Here is a 20,954-nt window from a genome sequence, read left to right on the forward strand (position 1 = left end):
TGGCAAAGAGGTCACACCCGTTCCCATCCCGAACACGGAAGTTAAGCTCTTTCGCGCCGATGGTAGTTGGGGGCTTCCCCCTGTGAGAGTAGGACATCGCTAGGCAATCTATATAGAAAAGCAGTCAGCATTTAGCTGGCTGCTTTTTTATCAAAGAATAAGAGCCTTATTACGTTTATTGTATGTAATAAGGCTCTTTGAAGCTTTCCTCAATATTTTATAATCTATCTCTAAAGAAATTTTTGATTGCATCCATACGTATTTTATGATTGCAATCTTCACAACGAAAAATTTTGTTGCTTCCTTCCTTTAACTGTCTATATCTTAGTGACCCCTCATATACTCTGAATTTATTTTTACAGCTAGAACAAATTACCTCATAGTAAAACATTGTTATCCTCCTAAGTTGTGACACATTACTTTTTAGTTGATTTATCAAAGATTGTAATTAGCTCGTTAGTATACTCCTGCACATTTAACTGAGGATTTCTCATTAATTCAATGGTAAACCCATCAATGGCATTTCTTATTGTCAACGCCATCACTCTTGCTGAGAGTTTGGTGAACTCTCGGAAAATCCCTTCTTGCATCCCCAGCTTGAGTATATTTTCAATTGGAAGAAAAATGGTGTCATCATGGTCTGCCGCAAACCGAAGTTTACCATCAGCGGTTCTTTCATTAGAAACAATTTCTATAACAGCGAACATATGTCGTCGATGCTCATCTATGAATCTAAGATTAGATTCAATGTATATGCTAAGCATCTCTTTAGGTGATTTTTGACTTCCTATTAGTGGAGCAATATAGGCTTGGCAAGCTGTATAGTAATCATAAATTACTTGCTCTAATAATTCTCCTTTATTTGCAAAGTGATAAGAAATAACTCCCTTACTGATTTTTGCGCGCTTGGCAATTTGTCCTAAAGATGCTTGGGCATAACCTATTTCTGCAATGGTTTCAATCGCACATTCTACAATTTGAGTTCTACGGGCTTTTTCGATAAACGACATCTCTTTTTGATTAAGCGGTTTACTTTTTTTACTCATGTATTTATTTTAGTACAATCGTACAAATCATTCAAATAAAATTATTTAGATAAAGGTTATCTACTTTACTAAGTTCAACTTACATAAAAAAAATTAAAAATCTATTGCTTCTCTTCTTTTTTTATGATATATTTATCAATGTCTTTAAGAGGTCCCGTGGTGTAGCGGTTAACATGCCTGCCTGTCACGCAGGAGATCGCCGGTTCGATCCCGGTCGGGACCGCCATTTTAATAAAACTGATAATATAGTTCTTATGATAGTTTAAATCATAAGAGCTTTTTTATTTGCTGGAATTGTTGACCTATAGAATATTTAGCAAGAAATGAGCTAGTGATTTTGAAAGCTAAACTGTAGATAAAAGGTAAGCGTAGAGTTGAAATCGATGCCTCTATAAATGTACAATCCTCAGACAGACGCTCTATATGGGCTAATGTAGGCAACATGAAAGCTGTACCCTGGACTTAACAATTGAATAAGGGGTAATCTTACCATTATATAAATTTTGAATGCTTGAAAGCTGTAATTTATTTAGCTCACTCTTGTGCTTATTGAAGTTGAGGTAGCTCCATCGAAGTCTTCTACCATGAATACATGGAAACCTGTCTAATTAAGCATATTCTTTAAGGGTGCAGCTTCACTGAAGTAAAACTAGTGCCTGCATGGACAATTTTGTATACACTTTTCGTTATTATTTCAAGTTATTCATATATTTAGTTTTTTGACATCATCTTGTATTACCTTGAAATTACTTAGCTTTGTCTACAGGCTATTGTTGCTAGCAGTATTTTAACAGCACCGAGGTTATTGAATTACTAGATAAATATGTTTCTAAAATAAAGAACAGGGGTAAAAATACAGTAGTAATTGGATTAATGACGAGGGTGTTTCTATGAAAAGTAATAATTTCTTACAACGTCTTTCTCTACCAATGCTTATCAGCGTTATAGCGTTCATGATAGGCTGCGGTGATCCTATTATAGAAATTGAAGAATCCAACACATATCATTGGCAAAAAAATATGAATGAAACAGAATTTGAGAAATACAGCAAAATAATATGACCTATATTGAAGTAGTAAAAACAGTAGGTGGAGCAGGTAAAAAAATTAAAAAAAATGAGTATCGTTGGGATGATGAAATACTCATGACACAGGGCTATATTGTGAAGTTTAAAGATGATAAATTAATTGATAAGGAAGTAATCGCCGTAACGGGGCATTCTAATAGATAGAACGTAGACACGTCTTTTGGAGAGAAGGCGTGTTTTTATATTGGATGCTTTGAACATTTGCGCTTGTTTCGGTAAACTAGAGATAATGTAGTGAATGAGAGGAAAAAAGATGATGTATGAAATAATCATGAAATCAGTTGATGATACAGAACAGTTTGCCGTAAGACTTGCAGCGTTATTAGAAGCTCAGGATACCATTACATTAGAAGGGGACCTTGGTGCAGGCAAGACAACATTTACAAAGGCATTAGCGAAGGGACTGGGTGTTACGAGAACTGTAAACAGTCCAACATTTACGATAATTAAGCAATATGAGGGACGTCTACCCTTCAACCATTTAGATGTTTATCGTTTAGCAGAAAGCGATGAGGATTTGGGATGGGATGAGCTATTCTATGGTGATGCAGTATCAGTGGTCGAGTGGGCGCATTTAATTGAACAGGATTTGCCACAGGAGCGCCTAGCGATAGAGATTTACCGAATCGAGGAGCATGAACGACGCTTTGTATTAATACCTCATGGGAAACGCTATGAGGCACTATGTGAGGAGCTAATAAAATGATTTGGTTAGGAATAGAAACAGCAAATGCACCGCTTTCTATCGCTGTTGTAAAGGATGGAAAAGTGGTTGCCGAAATGGTGCAAAATATAAAATTAACACACTCGGCAGGTGCAATGCCTGCTATTGAAGAGGTTTTAACACGTATAGGGCTAAAGCCAAGCGATTTAGACGCAATTGCAGTATCTGAAGGCCCAGGCTCTTATACAGGCGTCCGTATAGGTGTAACACTGGCTAAAACGCTAGCATGGACGTTACAAAAGCCTTTAGTTGGTATCTCTAGCTTGAAAATATTAGCAGCAAATGCTGCTTTATACAATGGCTTAATTTGCCCAATTTTTGATGCACGTAGAGGCAATGTTTACACGGCTATTTATCAAGGAATGGCACTAGAAACTATTGTTGAGGATTACCATACACATATCGATGAGCTATTAGAGCGTTTAAAGGCTTTAGAAGCACCTATTTTGTTTGTTGGCATAGATGTTGATATATTTTGGGAGAGCATTACTAATGTGCTTGGAGATGCAGCAATACGTGCACCGTTTAGCCTTGATTTACCACGTGCAACTGAAGCTGTTCATTTGGCAACACAGGTAGCACTTCCAAGCGTAGAAGCTACCCATCACTTTGTTCCGCAATATAAGCGCATTGCTGAGGCGGAAGCAAATTGGTTGAAGGAACAAAAGGAGAGGACACATGAGTAGTAATGTCACTTATCGTAAAATGGTTTCTGATGATGTTCCAGCAGTTTATGAAATTGAGCTTGCCTCATTTCCCGTAGCATGGACATTAGATTCCTTTTATTATGAAGTACATGAGAACCCATATGCACATTATGTATTAGCTGAGGATGCAGATGGTAGCATTATTGGCTTTTGTGGTATGTGGATGGTGATTGATGCAGCCCAAATTACGAATGTAGCTGTTGTGGAGCAAGCACGTGGCAGAGGCATTGGTGAAGGACTTATGCGTGAGGCGATGCAAATAGCACGTTTACATGGAATGGAGATGATGTCTTTAGAGGTTCGTGTAACAAATACGATTGCACAAAATCTTTATCGCAAGCTTCAGTTCCAAGACGGCGGCATACGAAAAGGCTATTATACTGATAACGGGGAGGATGCCCTTGTTATGTGGGCGAAGTTATAGTGAAAAATACAATAATATTAGCAATAGAATCAAGCTGTGATGAAACAGCAGCGGCGATTATTCGCAATGGCAATGAAATTGTTTCAAATGTTGTTGCTTCACAAATAGAAAGTCATAAGCGATTTGGTGGTGTTGTTCCTGAAATTGCATCACGTCATCATGTTGAGCAAATTACAGTGGTGATTGAGGAGGCTTTAACACAAGCCAATATAAAGCCAGCAGATTTAGATGCGGTTGCTGTGACAGAGGGACCGGGGCTTGTAGGTGCATTATTGATTGGTATTAATGCAGCAAAGGCCTTTGCATTTGCACATAATTTACCGATTATTGGTGTGCATCATATTGCAGGGCATATTTATGCCAATGCACTTGTTCAGCCAATGGAGTTTCCATTATTAGCACTTGTTGTATCAGGTGGTCATACAGAGCTTGTCTATATGAAGGAGCATGGCTCATTTGAAGTGATTGGTGAAACGCGAGATGATGCAGCAGGTGAAGCCTATGATAAAGTGGCACGTGTGTTAAACTTGCCTTATCCAGGTGGCCCACGTATTGACCAGCTTGCTCATGAAGGCGAAGAGGCTGTATCTTTTCCGAGGGTTTGGTTGGAGGAAGATTCATATGATTTTAGCTTTAGTGGTTTGAAATCAGCTGTTATTAATTATAAGCATAATATGGATCAGCGAGGAGAGGAAATTTCGCCAACAGCTGTTGCAAAAGGCTTTCAGGAAAGTGTGGTAGAGGTACTAACAGCAAAAGCATTGCGTGCCGCAAAGGCATATCAAGTGAAACAAGTAATTGCAGCAGGCGGTGTCGCAGCAAATAAAGGCTTACGTGCGTCATTAGAGGCAGTATTCACAAAGGAAGGTATTCCATTTTTTGTACCGCCGCTTAAATTGTGCACAGATAATGCAGCAATGATTGGCGCGGCAGCAGCACCGATGTTTGAAGCGGGGGTTCGTGGAAATTTATTGATGAATGGACGTCCTGGCATGGAATTAAAATCATGGGTTTAACATAAAGAAGAGGTGTCTTTCTAAGGACGCCTCTTTTTGTATGTTAAAAAAATTGTAGAGAAATGCTAAAGGAGGGAGCAGTTTAATTGACAAATTTTTCAGAAAATTATCCACAGGTATAGTGATAAAAAAACAGCGAACAGGCGTACTTATGCACAAAATGTTGATAACTTGTGTATAACTTGTGATTATTCTATATATAGTAGTAGATTTTATAAGAAGGAATGTGGATAAAATAATTTTTAATTGTGGACAATGTGGAAAACTCTGTTGATATGTTGATACAACTAGATTTATTGTGTGTATAAAGTTGTGGGCATTTTTTGTCGAAAAATAGCGCTTGACCAATATATATGAAAAATGGTGACGAGTAAAGAAAACCGAACTAGTCCACATAATAAAGGTTCAGTGGATAGCTCGGTCTTAGACAGCCTTATAGATGAATATTTTCAAGCTCTTCATTTAACTCCAGCCATTCTAATTCGAATAGCTCATGTTGTTCTTTAGCAGTTGTTAGCTGCTCTTGAAGCTCTGTAATTTTTTCATGGTCTGTGAAAATCGCAGGATCACAAAGGGCTTCCTCTAAATGTGCAATAGTAGCAATGGTTTCTTGCATCTTTTCTTCTAATTCCTCAATAGCACGTCTAATTTGACGTTCGCGTTTTTTAGCCTCTTTATCAATTTTAGAGGTAGAGGTTTTTTCAGTTGCTTCTTGTTGTCCTTGTGGCTGTGAGGCTGCTTTCATTTGTGCAAGCTCTAGTAGTTCTTGTTTTTTCTCCAAATAATAATCGTAGTCACCTAAATACTCAAAAGAGCCTGTTCCAGACAGCTCGACTACTTTTGTGGCAATACGATTAATAAAGTAGCGGTCATGTGACACAAAAAGAAGTGTCCCTGGATAATCAATTAACGCATTTTCCAGCACCTCTTTACTATCTAAGTCAAGATGGTTTGTCGGCTCATCCAAAATTAAAAAATTTGCCTTTTGCATCATTAGTTTTGCAAGTGCCAGTCGTGCCTTTTCACCACCAGATAACGAAGATACTACTTTATCCACATCTTCACCACTAAATAAAAAACGTCCTAGGACAGTGCGTATATCCTTTTCATTCATTAATGGCCATTCATCCCAAAGCTCTTTTAAAACACTTTTATTGCTGGAGAGTTTTGCCTGCTCCTGATCATAGTAGCCAATTTGCACATTTGTGCCATAACGAATATCGCCTGAAATAGGGGTTAGGTCCTTTACAATTGTTTTCAGTAATGTTGATTTGCCAACGCCATTTGGACCTACCAGTGCTATACGATCCTCACGAAAGGTACGTAGGGTAATGCCACTTGATATTGCTTGTTGACCATAACCAATAGTTAAATCGTCAATAGATAATACATCATTGCCACTTTGACGTTCAATAGTGAAGCCAAAGCTAGCTGATTTTTCATCACCCTCTGGAGATTCCATCCATTCTGTTCGCTCTAGCATTTTCCGACGGCTCTGTGCCATTTTTGTTGTAGAGGCACGTGCAATATTTTTTTGAATAAAGTCCTCAAGCTTAGCTTTCTCATCTTGCTGACGCTCGTATAGCTTCAGATCACGCTCATAATTTTTAGCCTTTTCATCTAAATAAGCACTATAGTTGCCGGTATATTTTGTGACGCGATGACGAGAAACCTCATAGACAATTGAAACGACCTGATCTAGGAAATAGCGGTCATGCGAAACAATTAAAATGGCGCCTTCATAGCCCTTTAAATAGGATTCCAACCAAGATAGTGTTTCAATATCTAAATGGTTTGTCGGCTCATCGAGAATTAAAAGGTCTGGTTTACTCAGTAGGAGCTTGGCAAGCGCTAATCGCGTGCGTTGTCCACCAGATAATGAGCTGATAGGTTTATCATAGTCTTCAGGATAAAATTGCATACCGTGAAGCACGGAGCGGATATCCGATTCAAATTGATAGCCACCAGCATCCTTAAATGTATGCTGTAATTGATCATATCCCGCCATAATTTTTGCATAGACAGTAGGGTTTTCATAGATATTTGGATCAGCCATTTGCTGTTCAAGGGAGCGCAAGGTTTGCTCCTGCTCAAGCAGTGATGCAAAAATCGTCATCATTTCATCCCAAATTGTTAATGTAGAATTTAATCCGGCATGCTGCTCTAAATAGCCAATTTGGATACCTTTAGGAATAATAATATCGCCTGAATCATAAGACATTTGACCAGCGATGATTTTTAATAACGTAGATTTACCTGCACCATTGCGTCCTACTAAGGCAACGCGATCACGATGTTGCACCTCTAATTTAACACCGCTTAAAATTTCATCTGCAAGAAAGGATTTATATAGTTGATTGACCTGTAAAACAATCATTCTTGACACCTCAATTCTACCTTAGTGTAATGGATGAACGATTTGCATGCAATGTCAGTGCTTTACTTATTCCGAGCAGTCATGTAAGATTGAAACGATTTCCCTTTAGTTAGTTGCGTAAAAGCGCCATTAACTAAAGGGAAATACGCTAGTGGGTAGCAAATATTTTGTATATAGTTATAGCTAAATACAGTAAAATTGGATTAGGTATACTATAAGGAGGAAAAAGTTTGAAACAAGAATTAAAAATTCCACAGGCCACTACAAAAAGACTTCCTCTTTACTATCGATTTATTCAAAACTTTGCACAGGAAGGTATGGAGCGTATATCGTCCAAGGAATTGAGTGAAGCGATGAAAATAGATTCTGCAACCATTCGCCGTGATTTTTCGTATTTTGGCGCTCTTGGGAAAAAGGGCTACGGTTATGATGTACAGCATCTATTACAGTTTTTTAGTCAAACGCTTGATCAGCACGAAACGACAAAGGTGGCATTAATTGGCGTAGGGAATTTAGGTAGTGCATTACTCAAATATAATTTTCAAAAAAACCATAATACTCATATTGTTGTAGCATTTGACTCAAAAGCTCCTAAAGATGGAAAAATGATTAGTAATATTCCTGTTTTTCATCCAGATTTGCTAGAAGAAAAATATGCAGAATATGGAGCGGAGCTTGCTATTTTAACGGTATCTTCACGCTCAGCACAGAAAATGGCTGATCGCCTTGCTGGAATGAATGCAAAGGGTATTTTAAACTTTACACCAGAGCGTTTAACAGTGCCTGATAGCATGCAACTATTAACCATTGATTTATCTGTAGAGTTGCAAGCACTTATTTATTTAATTCGTAATCAGGAAGACTGATAAAGCTACTCTTTACTAGTGATATAGAGAAGGCTATGACGAAAAACTTTCACATTTAATTAGTTAGCAAATTGACGAATTATGCGTTAAAATGATGGATATAAGAGGAGGTGGCTGGAATGGGTGGTATTGGTCCTATGAGCCTCATTATTATCGGAGTTGTGGCATTACTAATTTTTGGTCCTAAAAAATTACCAGAGCTTGGTAAGGCATTTGGTTCAACATTACGTGAATTCAAAAATGCTACAAAAGGATTGGCCGACGAAGACGATGATGATAAGAAAAAGAAAGAACTAGATAAATAAGTTAGGATGTTTGAGGAATGAATCCAAAAGATCTAACTATCATTGAGCATATAGAAGAATTAAGAAAACGGCTTTTTATAGTTGCCGTTTTCTTTGTTCTCGCTATGGCTGGTGGTTTTTTTGTTGCAAAACCACTTGTGAAATACATCCAATCTACAGGGGAATCCTATAATTTAGAGCTTCATGCTTTTGATGTAGTAACACCACTGTCTATTTATTTCCAAATTATTTTTTTAATTGCGTTTATTATTTCATCACCAATTTTAATGTATCAATTATGGGCATTTATTAGTCCAGGCTTAAGCGAAATAGAAAGAAAAGCAACTTTAAGCTATATACCATATTCGTTTTTACTATTTTTAGCAGGGTTATCTTTTTCATATTTTTTACTATTTCCTTATGTCATGACGTTTATGATGAATTTATCAAATGATTTAGAGATTCAGCAAACGATTGGTATACATGAGTATTTTACATTTTTATTTAAACTTACAATACCATTCGGTTTTTTATTCCAATTACCAATTGTTGTATTATTCTTTTCACGTATAGGAATATTAAGTCCTGATTTATTAATTCGTATTCGTAAATATTCATATTTTGCATTATTTGTATGTGCTGCAATTATTGCACCACCTGAATTGGCGTCGCATTTAATGGTGTCAGTTCCATTATTTATTCTTTACGAAATTAGTATTATGATTTCTCGAATTGGCTATAAAAAATACTTGAGATCAGAAGAGCTACGTCTAAAAGAGGAACAGGAAGCTGAGCAAAAACGCCTAGTTGAAGAGGCGCTTGAGCAGCAACGACGCCAAATAGAAGAATTTAATCAGCAGTAATGATAAAAGCTCGGTGCCTAAGTTTTTTGGCATCGAGCTTTTTCATCATATGATAGCTTTACAAAAATTTATTGCATTTTTTCTAGCTCTTCAAGAAACTTTTGTAGTGGTTCTGCATAGAATTGTATAAGTGTCACAAAACCGTTCAACATAATATGTGCGATAATTGAAGTCCAAATACGTTTTGTTTTGTGATATAAAAAGGCGAAAATTAAGCCACAAATCGTATAAAGCAGAATATGAGAAAAGTCGAAGTGTATAAGCGCAAAGAATATAGCACTGACAATAGCAGCTATCCAAAAATTTGTTGTTTGGACAAGTGATCCAAATATTACTCTGCGGAAGACAAACTCTTCTAAGATTGGGCCAAATACAACAATCGCTAATATAGCAATTGGAGCACCTTTAGCTAATGCAACAATATCCGCAGTATTTTGCGAGCCTCCTTCGATACCAAAAACAGTCATTTCAATAACAGCGCCAATCATTTGACCAAAGAATACGAGGAAGAAGCCGATAATTCCCCAGACGATTGTAAGAGGTATCGTTTCTTTTTTTCCTTGATAAATATTCCAAAAGTCTTTATCGCGAGAAGTTAGAATTAAGCTTAAAATAAGCGCAATGGCAAAGCTAAGGGCAATATACCAGCCTTGCGTAATAGGTGCAGCTTGTTCAGGGGATAGCCCTGTTATTTTTTGAACAAGTGCATGAAACGGTAAGAGCAACCATCTACCTGAAATTTGCATAAGGATATAGATGAGTAAAACGTACAGACCTGTTTTTTTATGTTTCTTCACTTTTTGAAAATTAGTCACAATCAAAATCCTTTCCATTCATATGCTTCATTTCTATTGTAGAGGAATATAGAAAGAAAACAAAATTTTTAGAGGTTCTGACTTGCAAAAAAAAGAGTGATTGATTATTATAATAAATGTGTTAGCACTCGTTGAGATTGAGTGCTAATAAAAACTTAATTATTATTTAATTAATAGGAGGTTGTTTCACTTGTTAAGACCACTAGGAGATCGTATTGTAATTGAACTAATCGAGGTAGAAGAAAAATCTGCATTCGGTATTGTGCTACCCGACTCGGCAAAAGAAAAACCACAAGAAGGTAAAGTTGTAGCAGTTGGGACAGGTCGTGTTTTAGAGAATGGACAACGTGTAGAGCTTGACGTTAAAGTTGACGACCGCATTATTTTCTCTAAATACGCTGGTACAGAAGTTAAATTTGAAGGTAATGAATACCTAATTTTACGCGAAAGCGATATTCTTGCAGTTATTGAATAAACCAATATTTTATGCACCTTTCGATAAGGTGAATGCTTACAGTCATTGTTCGCTTTATAACAATGTACAAGAAGCAAAAATTAATATAAACATATTGATGAAGCTTAACGAATATTCCATTTCAGGAGGGTAAATTCACATGGCAAAAGATATTAAATTTTCAGAAGACGCTCGTTCATTAATGCTACAAGGTGTAGATAAATTAGCAAATGCTGTAAAGGTAACATTAGGGCCAAAAGGGCGCAATGTTGTATTAGAAAAAAAATTCGGTTCACCACTTATTACAAATGATGGTGTAACAATTGCAAAAGAAATCGAGCTAGAAAACCCATATGAAAACATGGGAGCAAAATTAGTAGCTGAGGTTGCTTCTAAAACAAATGAAATCGCAGGTGACGGTACAACTACTGCAACAGTGTTAGCACAGGCAATCATTCGTGAAGGTTTGAAAAATGTTACAGCTGGTGCAAACCCTGTAGGTATCCGTAAAGGTATTGATAAAGCAGTTGCGGCTGCATTAACAGAATTACATGCCATTTCTCGCCCTGTAAGCAATAAAGAAGAAATTGCACAAGTTGCTGCTATTTCTGCTGCTGACGATGAAGTTGGACAACTTATTGCTGAAGCGATGGAACGTGTTGGTAACGATGGTGTTATTACAATTGAAGAATCTAAAGGCTTTACAACAGAGCTTGATGTAGTAGAGGGGATGCAATTTGACCGCGGCTACGCTTCACACTATATGGTAACAGATACAGATAAAATGGAAGCGGTTCTTGAAAACCCATATATTTTAATTACAGATAAAAAAATCACAAACATTCAAGAAGTATTACCATTATTAGAGCAAGTGGTACAACAAGGTCGTCCACTATTAATGATTGCTGAAGATGTTGAAGGTGAAGCACTTGCAACACTTGTTGTGAATAAGCTTCGTGGTACATTCAATGCTGTAGCAGTAAAAGCACCTGGCTTTGGTGATCGTCGTAAAGCAATGCTTGAAGATATCGCTATCCTAACTGGTGGTCAAGTGATTACAGAAGAATTAGGCTTAGACCTAAAATCAGCTGATATTTCTGCACTTGGTCGCGCAGCAAAAGTTGTTGTCACAAAAGACAACACAACAATTGTTGAAGGTGTAGGCGGTGCAGATGCTATCGAGGCACGTGTTGGTCAAATTCGTGCGCAACTTGCTGAAACTACTTCAGAGTTCGATAAAGAAAAATTACAAGAGCGTCTTGCAAAATTAGCAGGCGGTGTAGCAGTTATCAAAGTTGGTGCTGCAACAGAAACAGAGCTAAAAGAGCGCAAACTTCGCATTGAGGACGCATTGAACTCAACTCGTGCAGCAGTTGAAGAAGGTATCGTATCAGGTGGTGGTACTGCACTTCTTAACGTCTATGCAGCAGTGGAAAAAGCGGCTGAGTCAGTAGAAGGCGATGTAGCTACAGGTGTGAAAATCGTTCTACGTGCTTTAGAAGAGCCAGTTCGCCAAATCGCTAATAACGCTGGTCTAGAAGGTTCAATCATTGTAGATCGTTTAAAACGTGAGGAAATCGGTGTAGGCTTCAATGCAGCAACTGGCGAATGGGTAAATATGATGGAAGCAGGCGTAGTAGACCCAGCAAAAGTAACACGCTCAGCACTACAAAACGCAGCATCTGTAGCAGCTCTGTTCTTAACAACAGAGGCAGTGGTAGCAGATATTCCAGAACCAGCAGCACCAGCAATGCCAGATATGGGCGGCATGGGCGGTATGCCAGGAATGATGTAATTAATATCGAAAAAACGTTGATATATCAATGTTTGTAGATGTTGATTATTAGTTTATGCTATTTATAAATAGCTAAATTTTAGCCATTAGAGAATCGCCATTTGACGTTTCAACACTTCTTTTTAAGAAGTAGTGTGCTTTGCAATTAAAATATAGAGCAACTACCACTTCTCATGATTTTAAAAAATTATGAGAGGTGGTTTTTTTATACTTTAAAGATTCAGAAGAATAGCAATCGTTTGGTTTTTATGAACACAATTCACTTTAAGAATAAAACGTTTTTATTTTTCATTTTATATCACTTTTCGTCAAGATTCGCTAAATTAATTTTAATAAAGCGCTTTCAACAAGTGAAGAGGGGTGTTTGACAATGCTTGCTATTCTCGGTTTTGCCATGGTAGCTACATTTATGTATTTAATTATGAGCGGAAGGCTTTCCGCATTAATTGCACTTATGGTTGTACCAGCAGCGTTCGCTATTTTTGCTGGTTTTGGGTCTGATCTCGGTGAAATGGCACTTGAGGGGATTAAAAATCTAGCACCAACTGGTGTTATGCTGATGTTTGCCATCTTGTATTTTGGTATTATGATTGATGCTGGTTTATTTGACCCGGTTGTCAATAAGATTTTAAAGGCAGTAAAAGGTGATCCGATGAAAATTGTAGTCGGTACAGCTGTATTGGCGACAATTGTTTCTCTCGATGGTGATGGAACAACAACCTATATGATTACAATTTCTGCAATGCTTCCACTTTATCAACGTCTAAAGATGAATCCGCTTATTTTGCCAGCTGTTGCGTTAATGGCTGTAGGCGTAACGAATTTAACACCATGGGGAGGACCAACTGCACGAGCAGCTAGTGCCTTAAGCCTTGATATGCATGAGCTGTTTAATCCATTAATTCCAGTTATGGTTTGTGGTGCTATATGGGTGCTGCTTGCTGCTTACTGGATGGGTAGAATGGAGCGAAAACGCCTTGGCGTTTTATCACTAGAAGCCATTCAGGTATCTGCTGGAGGACAAAATTATGCGGAGGTTTTAGGTGAAACGGCTGCATCCGAGGAAGATGCAGCATGGAAACGTCCGAAGCTACTATGGGTAAATCTTATTTTAACTATTATTCTTATGGTATTGCTTATTTTAGGTGTTATGCCATTAGCCATTCTTTTTATGCTTGCATTTGCTGTCGCAATCACAATCAATTATCCGAATGTCATGCATCAAAAAGAGCGAATTGCCGCACATGCTGGCAATGTCTTGGCAGTTGTATCGCTTGTTTTTGCAGCGGGAATTTTTACAGGTATTTTATCTGGTACTGAAATGGTAGACGCAATGGCCAAGAGTCTTGTTGCTATTATTCCTGATTCAATGGGACCTCATTTGCCGGTTATTACAGCTATTACAAGTATGCCATTCACATTCTTTATGTCGAATGATGCTTACTATTTTGGTGTACTGCCTATTATTGCAGAGGCTGCATCTAATTATGGTATTAGTGCAGTAGAGCTTGGGCGTGCATCTTTACTTGGACAACCTGTGCATTTATTGAGTCCACTTGTTGCATCCACATATTTACTTGTTGGTATGGCAAAAGTTGATTTCGGTCAGTATCAGCGTTTTACGATTTTATGGACGATTGGTACATCCATCGTTATGACGATTGTCGCAGTGCTATTTGGTGTTATTTCACTTTAATCAATTATTCCCGAACTTTTTATATTCGGGAATTTTTCTTTTATTTCGATAAATTTTTTCGTACAATCTAGTATAAAGCAAATAAGATAAGGGGTCTTCATGAGCAAAAAAACGATTACATTGCGGACAAAAATTTTTATTCTCGTGTTTTCATTGCTTTTTTTTATTGTAGCTGGTATGTCTGTTGTTTTTTACTCAATTCAAGCAAGTGAAACGTCTGAGCAGGCTGAAAAGCTGTCATTGCAAACCGCACAAACATTATCTTTTATGCCAGAAACGATTGCTTTTTTAAATGGAAATTCAGAACAAGACACTCTCCAGTCTATTGTGGAACAAATACGAAAACGTACTGACGCACAATCAATTACGATTGCAGGGCAAAATGGAGCTATACTCTCGACTCATGAAGCAGCGCTGGCTTTACAAGCATCAGACAGTCGTGCTCTGATATATGGTGGAACGTATATCGTTGAAGAGCAGGGGACAGATGGGGAGTCAATCATTGGTAAAGCACCTGTTTTGTATGCAGTGGGAAACTCAGCGGAAGTAGTTGGTACTGTTTCCGTTGAATTTTCAAAGCAGTCGATTGCAGTTCAAACAGCTTCGCAAATGAGCGATATTTTAATCGCGGCTGCTGTCGCTCTTTTAGCAGGAGTGGTTGGTGGGCTCTGGCTAACAAAAAGTATTCTGGCGGATACACTTGGCTTTGAGCCAGTGAAAATAGCTGCTATGTATAAGCGGACCATTGATGAAATGCGCCTCTATTCAGATGAGTTACGCGCTCAAACACATGAGTTTATGAATAAATTGTATGTGCTCTCTGGTCTTTTACAGCTAAATCGCCATGATGCTGCACTTGACTTTATTCAGAAAGAAGTGGACAGCATTACCGTACACCAGCATATTGTCTTTAAGCAGATTAAAGATGATTTTATTCAGGCGGTTTTGCTTGGAAAAACAGCAAAGGCATCTGAGCGTAAAATTGCTTTTTCCATTGAACCAGAAAGTACGTTAACAGCAATACCATCAAATGTGGATGTCCATTTATTACTGACAGTAATTAGCAATCTTATTGACAATGCATTTGACGCAGTAAAGGATGTGGAGGACCCCTATGTTTCTTTGCTAATAACAGATGCCAGCCCAACGCTCATTATTGAAGTAGCTGACAATGGATATGGTATTGATGAAAATACAGTTCAGTTGTTATTTGAAAAAGGTTGGTCAATAAAAGGAGAGCATCGTGGCTATGGCTTGTTTAATGTTAAAGAAGCAGTTGATTCTTTTGGAGGTATGATTGATGTGTTAGCAAATGAACCAAACGGAACGATTTTCACTATTTATATTCCTAAAAAGGGGGAATCATAACGTGATACGTGTTGCTATTGCTGAGGATGATTTTCGTATTGCTAATATACAGGAAGGCTTTTTGCAGCAGCTAGAAGGATTTACACTTGTCTGGAAAGCATTGAATGGGGCAGAGCTACTGGCACAACTTGAACAAGAGCCAGTGGATATACTGCTCTTGGATATTTATATGCCTGATCAACTCGGGACAGAGCTACTGCCGATTATAAAAGAACGATTTCCACAGGTAGATATTATTATGATTACGGCGGCTTCTGAAAAAGAAATGCTTCAGGAAGCTCTACGTTATGGTGTTTTTCACTATTTAATCAAACCAGTATCACTTCAAAAATTCACATCGGTGTTAATGAATTATAAAAAGAAAAAGCAGCTTTTGTCCGAAACGAGCCATGTTACCCAAGAGGTGGTTGATGCCTATTTTTCAGAAGCAGGATCACCCACTTTCTCCAATGCTTCACTTCCGACTGGGATTGATGGTGTCACACTTACACGTGTTTCGGATTTGATGAAAACAACTGAGTCAGGTATCTCTATTGAAGAAATGGGTGCAAAAATGGGTGCCTCTCGAACAACCGCTCGCCGGTATCTCGAATATTTGGTCACAATAGGCTTCTGTCGCGTGGAGCATGAATATGGTATTGTTGGACGTCCAGAGCGCCGTTATTTCAAAGTATAGTTTTTAGTAATAGGAAGGGGAAGGGAATTGCTGAAAAAGTTAATGATTTGCCTATTTGTTGTTTTTTTAGCTGGTTGTATTCCATCCAATCCACCCCTTTCAGAAAGAGAGTTGACGCTTATCGTTCCTGGTGCTCCAGCTGGTGGCTGGGATGCCCTTGCGACTTCTATTAAAACAGTAATTGAAAAAGAGCAGCTTATAGATGGCAACGTAAAGATTGTTTATGAAGAGGGGAACGGCGGGGAGGAAGGATGGCTACGCTTAAATGAATCTTCTAGTAGCACCATTGCGATGACATCTAGTCTTTTGCTAACAAATGAGCTACTTGGACATAGCAAGCTACATTACGAAGATTTTACGCCATTAGCGACGATGGCAAGCGAATGGCAGGCAGTCGTTGTAGCTAATCACTCTGCCATTACGTCTATTAATGATTTAATGCAAAAGCTAAAAAATGAGCCAGCTCGTTATCCAATTGGCATTGAGCCGCAGTTTGGAAATGATGATCAAATTGCGTTTATCCAAGCAGCTCGTACACGACAGATTTCAGCGGCATCCTTGCGTTTTTTCCGCTATGCAAATGCTGATAATTTGTTGGCAGCTCTGCAGTCAGGAGAGATTGTAGCGGCATCTCTTTCCTCCTCCCAATCAGAGATGTTCGCCGAAAATAAGCAAATACGTATTATTGCGATTTCGTCACCTGAACGCCTCAATCGCTTTCCTAACGTTCCAACATGGAAGGAAGAAGGAATTGATATTGTATTTCCACATTGGCGAGGGATAGTAGGGCCAGGGAATATGAGTGAAACGGAGAAAGAGCAATGGAGTCATTTGTTAACAAAGGTTCAAGCATCCCCTGTATGGGAGCAGGAACTGCAAAAGCATAACTGGACTGGCTTTTACAAAAATAGCGAGGAAACTGCTGTATTTTTAGATAATGAATACCGGAAATATCACCGTATCATGCAACAAAAATAAGCTTCTTTCCAATAGAAGAAGGGCTGTGCAAAAGATTTTCATTTTGTACAGCCCTTTAATTGTATATTCCATTACAATTGACAGCAACGTGTTCAGGTACTAATTTTCCACAGCTATGACTTCAAAACTATGTTAAATTGTAAGCACATATTTTGTCATTGATCCAAAATTATAGTTTAGTTGTTTAGATTTCAGCCGAATAATACATTAAGATACTCTTTTATAAGAAAAGGAGGAGGACAGATGCGGATTGAAGCTAGCGGTTATTCCAAATTTTCTGCTGATCAAGTTGAGGCATTAAAGCAGGCAATGGCTGATGACAAACAATTAAAGAAGCAGCGGGAGCGAGAGCAGGAGTTAAAAAGACAGGAGCAGATGGCAGAGCAGCTAAAGCGAGAAACTGAGGCTGCTAAAAAGCGGATGGAGGACGAAAAAAATGCATTAAAAACTTATGTAACCTGCTTGGAAATTGCGAGGCGTATTACAGCAGGTGATAAAGTCCCAACAAAAGATCATAAATTTTTATTAGAGCATGATCCAGCCCTTTATGGTAAAGCATTAACATTGCGTATAGCGAAAGAAAATCCAGAGGAGCATAAGCAATTATCTGAGGATGAGGATCAGCAGACATCTTCATCCAGCGAAACCAGTGCTGGTGACAATGAGCCCCTTCAGCAGGATATTTCTAATGTAGCTATAGATATAAAAATTTAAGATATAATAATGGCAGATTGTGAATAATAGTCTTAGATATTTATAAAATAGTAGCTAGTTCTTAAATAGATCATTTAAGAGCTGGCTTTTTTTATGGAAAAAAATTTTCTTATTGTTTTTCAAGAGATTATCACTTACAATACAAAATGATAATGATAATCGTTATCAACTATATTTATATAATAGAGGTGGAATCTTGGATAAACAGGAAGTTAGCAGAATAGGGATGAGCAATATTTATTACGTTATTATTTTGCTATTAATAGGCTCCATTATAATATCTGCCGTTTATTCTGTATCAATAGGACAAGTTAGCATTCCATTTAAGCAATCAATGGACATCTTGCTGCATGCTCTATCAAATGGGAAGCTTGGCTCGCTTGATAGCGTAGAGAGTGAATCCTACTTGAATATTATTTTACAGGTCAGAATGCCACGAGTAGTTTTTGCATTGCTTATCGGTATTGGGCTTGCACTATGTGGAACGGTGATGCAGGCAGTTGTACAAAACCCTCTTGCTGACCCATACATACTTGGTATTTCTTCAGGAGCCTCATTAGGAGCAACATTTGCTATTCTTGTGGGCTTTGGTAGTAGTGCATTACTAGCGCAGTTTGGGGTAGCCTTTGGTGCATTTGCAGGGGCGATGATTACCTCTATGGCAGTGCTTATTTTATCGAGCATTGGCGGTAAAGCAACATCGGTAAAGCTTGTACTATCAGGGGTTGTGATTGGAGCTTTATGTAGTTCATTTTCAAGTCTTATTATCTTTTTTGCAAACAATGCGGAAGGAATTAAAACTGTTACGTTTTGGTCTATGGGGAGCTTAGCCTCTGCAAGCTGGGACAAAACACCAATTTTAACCATTGTTATTGTGCTAGGAGCGGGCTTATTCCTTTTCCAGCATCGTGTGCTAAACACAATGCTACTTGGAGATGAATCAGCGATTACATTAGGCATTAATTTAAGTGCTTATCGTAAATTATATATGATTCTTACCTCGCTTATTACAGGAACGATGGTCGCTTATGCAGGTATGATCGGTTTTGTTGGTTTAATTATTCCACATATCACAAGAGGTATTTTCGGGGCGGATCACAAACGATTAATGTTAGGAACATTACTGCTTGGAGGTCTTTTCATGATTTGGGCTGATATTCTGTCTAGAACATTAATCCAAAATGTGGAATTACCGATTGGTATTATTACTTCTGTCATTGGGTCACCATTATTTATCTATATGATTGTAAAAAAAGGTTACAACTTCGGAGGGTAGAACAATGGAATTAGTAGCGAAAGAAATAGAAGTAAAGATTGGCAAAAAGGAAATTGTAAAAAATATATCTATTCATGTGAATAAGCAGCAATTTGTAGGCTTAATCGGACCAAATGGATGCGGAAAATCGACTTTATTAAAAAGTATTTATAAAAGTCTAGTGCCACAAAAAGGGATGGTCTTTTTAGATAATTTAGATGTTTTAAAAAGCCCCGAAAAAAAGATTTCTCAGCATTTAGGTGTGGTGGGGCAATTTAATGAAATGCACTTTGATTTAACGGTACAACAAATGGTGATGTTAGGTAGAACACCTCATAAAAAAATGCTAGAGTCAGATAACCAAAAGGATTTTGACATCGTAGAAGAGGCATTGACAAGAACGAACTTACAATCTTATAGAGAGCGCAGTTTTCTGTCACTATCTGGTGGTGAAAAGCAAAGGGTTATTTTAGCTAGAACGATTGCCCAGCAGCCTAAATTTATGATTTTGGATGAACCAACAAATCATTTAGATATTCGTTATCAAATTGAAATACTATCCTGTGTAAAAAGTTTAAACATCGGTGTTTTAGCAGCTCTTCATGATCTAGAAATGGCAGCACATTACTGTGATTATCTTTATGCAGTAAAAGATGGTGAAATCTATGCACATGGTACACCCCAAGAAGTTTTAACACCAGAAACAATAGAAGCTTTATATCATATCAAATGTCAAACGTTTACTAATCCGGTGACAAATGGATTAGGCTTTGCATATGGACTGTAGGAGGAAAAACATGAAGAAAAAATTATTATTAGGAATTGGTTTAGCAGCTTTATTAACATTAACAGCCTGCGGTAATACATCAAAAGATACAGCTGAGGAATCACAAACAAAAGAGCATTATCCACTGACAATTGAGAACTTTACAAAGGCTGAAGGTGGATCAACATGGGAAAAGAAAGATCAAGTATTTGATAAAGCACCAGAAAGAATTATGGCAAATACACGCCCAGCTGCAGAATTATTATTACATTTAGGATTAGGCGATAAAATCGTTGGTGTTGGTGCAAACTTTGGTGCAGTTGATAAAGCTGTTGAAGAAGAGTATGCTAAGCTAAATATTTTAAGTGATGAATATGTTGGGAAAGAGGTTACATTAGGTACTGATCCTGATTTAGTATTTGGTCGTGGTGGCTTATTTGATAATGCTGAATGGGGAGTAGGGACAGTAGATTCGCTTAATGAAATGGGTGTAAAAACATATGTTTTAGAGTCATCCGTAACAGGCGGCACATATGATTCTATTTATAAAGATATAAAGAATATTGGTGAAATTTTTAATGTTCAAGACAAAGCAGATAGCTTTATTAAAGAATTAAAAGGTCGACAACAAGATATTTCCTCAAAATTAGAAAGTATAAAAGAAGAAAAAACATTTGCCTATCTGCATACAAATGATCCAAAGGAGCTTTTTGTTTATCCAGCACACGATGAAACATTCTTTAATGATGCTTTCAAAATGGTGAAGCTAGATAATATTTTCAAAGACGAAACGGGTGATGTCAGTGTTGAAACATTAATTGCAGTGGACCCAGATGTATTAATTTTGCCGAATTGGGACGGCTCTGATTTAACAAACGTACGTGAAGAAATCTATGCAAATCCTAAGCTTTCAAGCATGAAGGCTATTAAAAATAAACAAATCTATATTGTCGATTACAATTATATGTTTGGCTACGGCTATAACACAATTGATGGAATGGAAGCATTAGCAAAAGAAATGTATCCAGATTTATTTAAATAAT

Annotated in this window: 23 protein-coding genes, 1 tRNA gene and 1 rRNA gene; 21 read left to right on the forward strand and 4 right to left on the reverse strand. The window is 37.7% G+C overall.

Features of this window, described 5'->3' with window-relative positions:
- A 5S ribosomal RNA gene (gene rrf / locus ACIQVU_RS14035) occupies positions 1–105 on the forward strand; the annotation flags it as partial.
- A 112-nt stretch (positions 106–217) separates the two neighbouring features.
- Here rrf and ACIQVU_RS14040 read toward each other — a convergent pair.
- Both ACIQVU_RS14040 and ACIQVU_RS14045 read right to left on the reverse strand, forming a co-directional pair.
- Entirely contained in the window at positions 218–391 is a 174-nt protein-coding gene (locus tag ACIQVU_RS14040; RefSeq protein WP_340807888.1) for a DUF2197 domain-containing protein, read from the reverse strand.
- A 25-nt stretch (positions 392–416) separates the two neighbouring features.
- Complete coding sequence (locus ACIQVU_RS14045) at positions 417–1,046, reverse strand: TetR/AcrR family transcriptional regulator (protein ID WP_340807887.1); 630 nt, start codon at positions 1,044–1,046, stop codon at positions 417–419.
- A gap of 150 nt (positions 1,047–1,196) precedes the next feature.
- On the opposite strand from ACIQVU_RS14045, the gene ACIQVU_RS14050 reads away from it, so the two are divergent.
- The 7 genes from ACIQVU_RS14050 to tsaD all read left to right on the forward strand — a co-directional run bounded on the left by ACIQVU_RS14050 (position 1,197) and on the right by tsaD (position 5,004).
- Positions 1,197–1,272, forward strand: a tRNA-Asp gene (locus ACIQVU_RS14050).
- A gap of 664 nt (positions 1,273–1,936) precedes the next feature.
- Positions 1,937–2,107 (forward strand): hypothetical protein, encoded by a 171-nt coding sequence (locus tag ACIQVU_RS14055; protein WP_402896053.1) that lies wholly within the window; start codon positions 1,937–1,939, stop codon positions 2,105–2,107.
- Complete coding sequence (locus ACIQVU_RS14060; protein ID WP_402896055.1) at positions 2,104–2,277, forward strand: hypothetical protein; 174 nt, start codon at positions 2,104–2,106, stop codon at positions 2,275–2,277. Before ACIQVU_RS14055 ends, ACIQVU_RS14060 begins: the two co-directional genes overlap by 4 nt.
- Positions 2,278–2,389: 112 nt before the next feature.
- On the forward strand, positions 2,390–2,839 hold the full coding sequence (gene tsaE / locus ACIQVU_RS14065; RefSeq protein WP_340807884.1) for a tRNA (adenosine(37)-N6)-threonylcarbamoyltransferase complex ATPase subunit type 1 TsaE: 450 nt from the start codon (positions 2,390–2,392) through the stop codon (positions 2,837–2,839).
- Positions 2,836–3,543, forward strand: coding sequence for a tRNA (adenosine(37)-N6)-threonylcarbamoyltransferase complex dimerization subunit type 1 TsaB (tsaB, locus tag ACIQVU_RS14070; RefSeq protein ID WP_340807883.1), 708 nt, complete (start codon positions 2,836–2,838; stop codon positions 3,541–3,543). Before tsaE ends, tsaB begins: the two co-directional genes overlap by 4 nt.
- Complete coding sequence (gene rimI / locus ACIQVU_RS14075) at positions 3,536–3,988, forward strand: ribosomal protein S18-alanine N-acetyltransferase (protein WP_340807881.1); 453 nt, start codon at positions 3,536–3,538, stop codon at positions 3,986–3,988. The genes tsaB and rimI overlap by 8 nt, the downstream gene beginning before the upstream one ends.
- Positions 3,988–5,004, forward strand: a complete 1,017-nt coding sequence (gene tsaD, locus ACIQVU_RS14080; RefSeq protein WP_402896110.1) for a tRNA (adenosine(37)-N6)-threonylcarbamoyltransferase complex transferase subunit TsaD — start codon at positions 3,988–3,990, stop codon at positions 5,002–5,004. Before rimI ends, tsaD begins: the two co-directional genes overlap by 1 nt.
- A 433-nt stretch (positions 5,005–5,437) precedes the next feature.
- On the opposite strand, the gene ACIQVU_RS14085 is transcribed toward tsaD, so the two are convergent.
- Positions 5,438–7,381 carry an ABC transporter ATP-binding protein gene (locus ACIQVU_RS14085; RefSeq protein WP_402896112.1) on the reverse strand — a complete coding sequence of 648 codons (1,944 nt, stop codon included), beginning with the start codon at positions 7,379–7,381 and terminating at the stop codon, positions 5,438–5,440.
- Positions 7,382–7,611: 230 nt separating this feature from the next.
- Between ACIQVU_RS14085 and ACIQVU_RS14090 the strand changes: the two genes are divergently transcribed.
- From ACIQVU_RS14090 to tatC, 3 genes are all read left to right on the forward strand, one after another.
- Positions 7,612–8,247 carry a redox-sensing transcriptional repressor Rex gene (locus ACIQVU_RS14090; RefSeq protein ID WP_402896058.1) on the forward strand — a complete coding sequence of 212 codons (636 nt, stop codon included), beginning with the start codon at positions 7,612–7,614 and terminating at the stop codon, positions 8,245–8,247.
- A gap of 119 nt (positions 8,248–8,366) precedes the next feature.
- Positions 8,367–8,552 carry a twin-arginine translocase TatA/TatE family subunit gene (locus tag ACIQVU_RS14095; RefSeq protein WP_008176991.1) on the forward strand — a complete coding sequence of 62 codons (186 nt, stop codon included), beginning with the start codon at positions 8,367–8,369 and terminating at the stop codon, positions 8,550–8,552.
- A 17-nt stretch (positions 8,553–8,569) separates the two neighbouring features.
- Complete coding sequence (gene tatC, locus ACIQVU_RS14100) at positions 8,570–9,394, forward strand: twin-arginine translocase subunit TatC (RefSeq protein WP_340807871.1); 825 nt, start codon at positions 8,570–8,572, stop codon at positions 9,392–9,394.
- Between the two features lie 68 nt (positions 9,395–9,462).
- Here the strand turns inward: tatC and ACIQVU_RS14105 are convergent, their stop codons facing one another.
- Positions 9,463–10,227: a CPBP family intramembrane glutamic endopeptidase gene (locus ACIQVU_RS14105; RefSeq protein WP_402896060.1), complete on the reverse strand. Its 765-nt coding sequence runs from the start codon at positions 10,225–10,227 to the stop codon at positions 9,463–9,465.
- Positions 10,228–10,399: 172 nt separating this feature from the next.
- Here ACIQVU_RS14105 and groES point away from each other — a divergent pair, with 172 nt between their 5' ends.
- From groES to ACIQVU_RS14155, 10 genes are all read left to right on the forward strand, one after another.
- Positions 10,400–10,684: a co-chaperone GroES gene (gene groES / locus ACIQVU_RS14110; RefSeq protein WP_340807868.1), complete on the forward strand. Its 285-nt coding sequence runs from the start codon at positions 10,400–10,402 to the stop codon at positions 10,682–10,684.
- A gap of 139 nt (positions 10,685–10,823) precedes the next feature.
- Positions 10,824–12,458, forward strand: coding sequence for a chaperonin GroEL (gene groL / locus ACIQVU_RS14115; protein WP_340807866.1), 1,635 nt, complete (start codon positions 10,824–10,826; stop codon positions 12,456–12,458).
- Between the two features lie 370 nt (positions 12,459–12,828).
- Positions 12,829–14,154 carry a CitMHS family transporter gene (locus ACIQVU_RS14120; protein WP_340807865.1) on the forward strand — a complete coding sequence of 442 codons (1,326 nt, stop codon included), beginning with the start codon at positions 12,829–12,831 and terminating at the stop codon, positions 14,152–14,154.
- 99 nt (positions 14,155–14,253) lie between these two features.
- On the forward strand, positions 14,254–15,522 hold the full coding sequence (locus tag ACIQVU_RS14125) for a sensor histidine kinase (protein WP_402896063.1): 1,269 nt from the start codon (positions 14,254–14,256) through the stop codon (positions 15,520–15,522).
- A gap of 1 nt (position 15,523) precedes the next feature.
- Complete coding sequence (locus ACIQVU_RS14130) at positions 15,524–16,198, forward strand: response regulator (protein ID WP_340807862.1); 675 nt, start codon at positions 15,524–15,526, stop codon at positions 16,196–16,198.
- Between the two features lie 27 nt (positions 16,199–16,225).
- On the forward strand, positions 16,226–17,176 hold the full coding sequence (locus ACIQVU_RS14135) for a tripartite tricarboxylate transporter substrate-binding protein (RefSeq protein WP_340807861.1): 951 nt from the start codon (positions 16,226–16,228) through the stop codon (positions 17,174–17,176).
- A gap of 243 nt (positions 17,177–17,419) precedes the next feature.
- Positions 17,420–17,890 (forward strand): hypothetical protein, encoded by a 471-nt coding sequence (locus tag ACIQVU_RS14140; protein WP_340807860.1) that lies wholly within the window; start codon positions 17,420–17,422, stop codon positions 17,888–17,890.
- 226 nt (positions 17,891–18,116) lie between these two features.
- Positions 18,117–19,166 carry a FecCD family ABC transporter permease gene (locus ACIQVU_RS14145; RefSeq protein WP_402896114.1) on the forward strand — a complete coding sequence of 350 codons (1,050 nt, stop codon included), beginning with the start codon at positions 18,117–18,119 and terminating at the stop codon, positions 19,164–19,166.
- Positions 19,167–19,170: 4 nt separating this feature from the next.
- Positions 19,171–19,932 carry an ABC transporter ATP-binding protein gene (locus ACIQVU_RS14150; protein WP_340807857.1) on the forward strand — a complete coding sequence of 254 codons (762 nt, stop codon included), beginning with the start codon at positions 19,171–19,173 and terminating at the stop codon, positions 19,930–19,932.
- A 10-nt stretch (positions 19,933–19,942) separates the two neighbouring features.
- The gene (locus ACIQVU_RS14155) at positions 19,943–20,953 is read left to right on the forward strand and encodes an ABC transporter substrate-binding protein (RefSeq protein ID WP_402896066.1); all 1,011 of its coding nucleotides are present in this window, start codon (positions 19,943–19,945) and stop codon (positions 20,951–20,953) included.
- Position 20,954 lies beyond the last annotated feature (1 nt).

Origin of the sequence: Lysinibacillus sp. NPDC098008 (genome assembly GCF_044760715.1) — a bacterium.
Classification (GTDB): Bacteria; Bacillota; Bacilli; order Bacillales_A; family Planococcaceae; genus Lysinibacillus.

Coding starts and splice junctions, on each gene's coding strand:
- tsaB (WP_340807883.1), top strand. CDS start 2,836: ATGATTTGGTTAGGAATAGAAACAGCAAATGCACCGCTTTCTATCGCT.
- tatC (WP_340807871.1), top strand. CDS start 8,570: ATGAATCCAAAAGATCTAACTATCATTGAGCATATAGAAGAATTAAGA.
- tsaE (WP_340807884.1), top strand. CDS start 2,390: ATGTATGAAATAATCATGAAATCAGTTGATGATACAGAACAGTTTGCC.
- ACIQVU_RS14125 (WP_402896063.1), top strand. CDS start 14,254: ATGAGCAAAAAAACGATTACATTGCGGACAAAAATTTTTATTCTCGTG.
- ACIQVU_RS14105 (WP_402896060.1), bottom strand. CDS start 10,227: ATGGAAAGGATTTTGATTGTGACTAATTTTCAAAAAGTGAAGAAACAT.
- ACIQVU_RS14140 (WP_340807860.1), top strand. CDS start 17,420: ATGCGGATTGAAGCTAGCGGTTATTCCAAATTTTCTGCTGATCAAGTT.
- ACIQVU_RS14150 (WP_340807857.1), top strand. CDS start 19,171: ATGGAATTAGTAGCGAAAGAAATAGAAGTAAAGATTGGCAAAAAGGAA.
- ACIQVU_RS14120 (WP_340807865.1), top strand. CDS start 12,829: ATGCTTGCTATTCTCGGTTTTGCCATGGTAGCTACATTTATGTATTTA.
- ACIQVU_RS14060 (WP_402896055.1), top strand. CDS start 2,104: ATGACCTATATTGAAGTAGTAAAAACAGTAGGTGGAGCAGGTAAAAAA.
- ACIQVU_RS14155 (WP_402896066.1), top strand. CDS start 19,943: ATGAAGAAAAAATTATTATTAGGAATTGGTTTAGCAGCTTTATTAACA.
- ACIQVU_RS14095 (WP_008176991.1), top strand. CDS start 8,367: ATGGGTGGTATTGGTCCTATGAGCCTCATTATTATCGGAGTTGTGGCA.
- ACIQVU_RS14055 (WP_402896053.1), top strand. CDS start 1,937: ATGAAAAGTAATAATTTCTTACAACGTCTTTCTCTACCAATGCTTATC.
- ACIQVU_RS14040 (WP_340807888.1), bottom strand. CDS start 391: ATGTTTTACTATGAGGTAATTTGTTCTAGCTGTAAAAATAAATTCAGA.
- ACIQVU_RS14085 (WP_402896112.1), bottom strand. CDS start 7,381: ATGATTGTTTTACAGGTCAATCAACTATATAAATCCTTTCTTGCAGAT.
- groL (WP_340807866.1), top strand. CDS start 10,824: ATGGCAAAAGATATTAAATTTTCAGAAGACGCTCGTTCATTAATGCTA.
- rimI (WP_340807881.1), top strand. CDS start 3,536: ATGAGTAGTAATGTCACTTATCGTAAAATGGTTTCTGATGATGTTCCA.
- ACIQVU_RS14145 (WP_402896114.1), top strand. CDS start 18,117: ATGAGCAATATTTATTACGTTATTATTTTGCTATTAATAGGCTCCATT.
- ACIQVU_RS14045 (WP_340807887.1), bottom strand. CDS start 1,046: ATGAGTAAAAAAAGTAAACCGCTTAATCAAAAAGAGATGTCGTTTATC.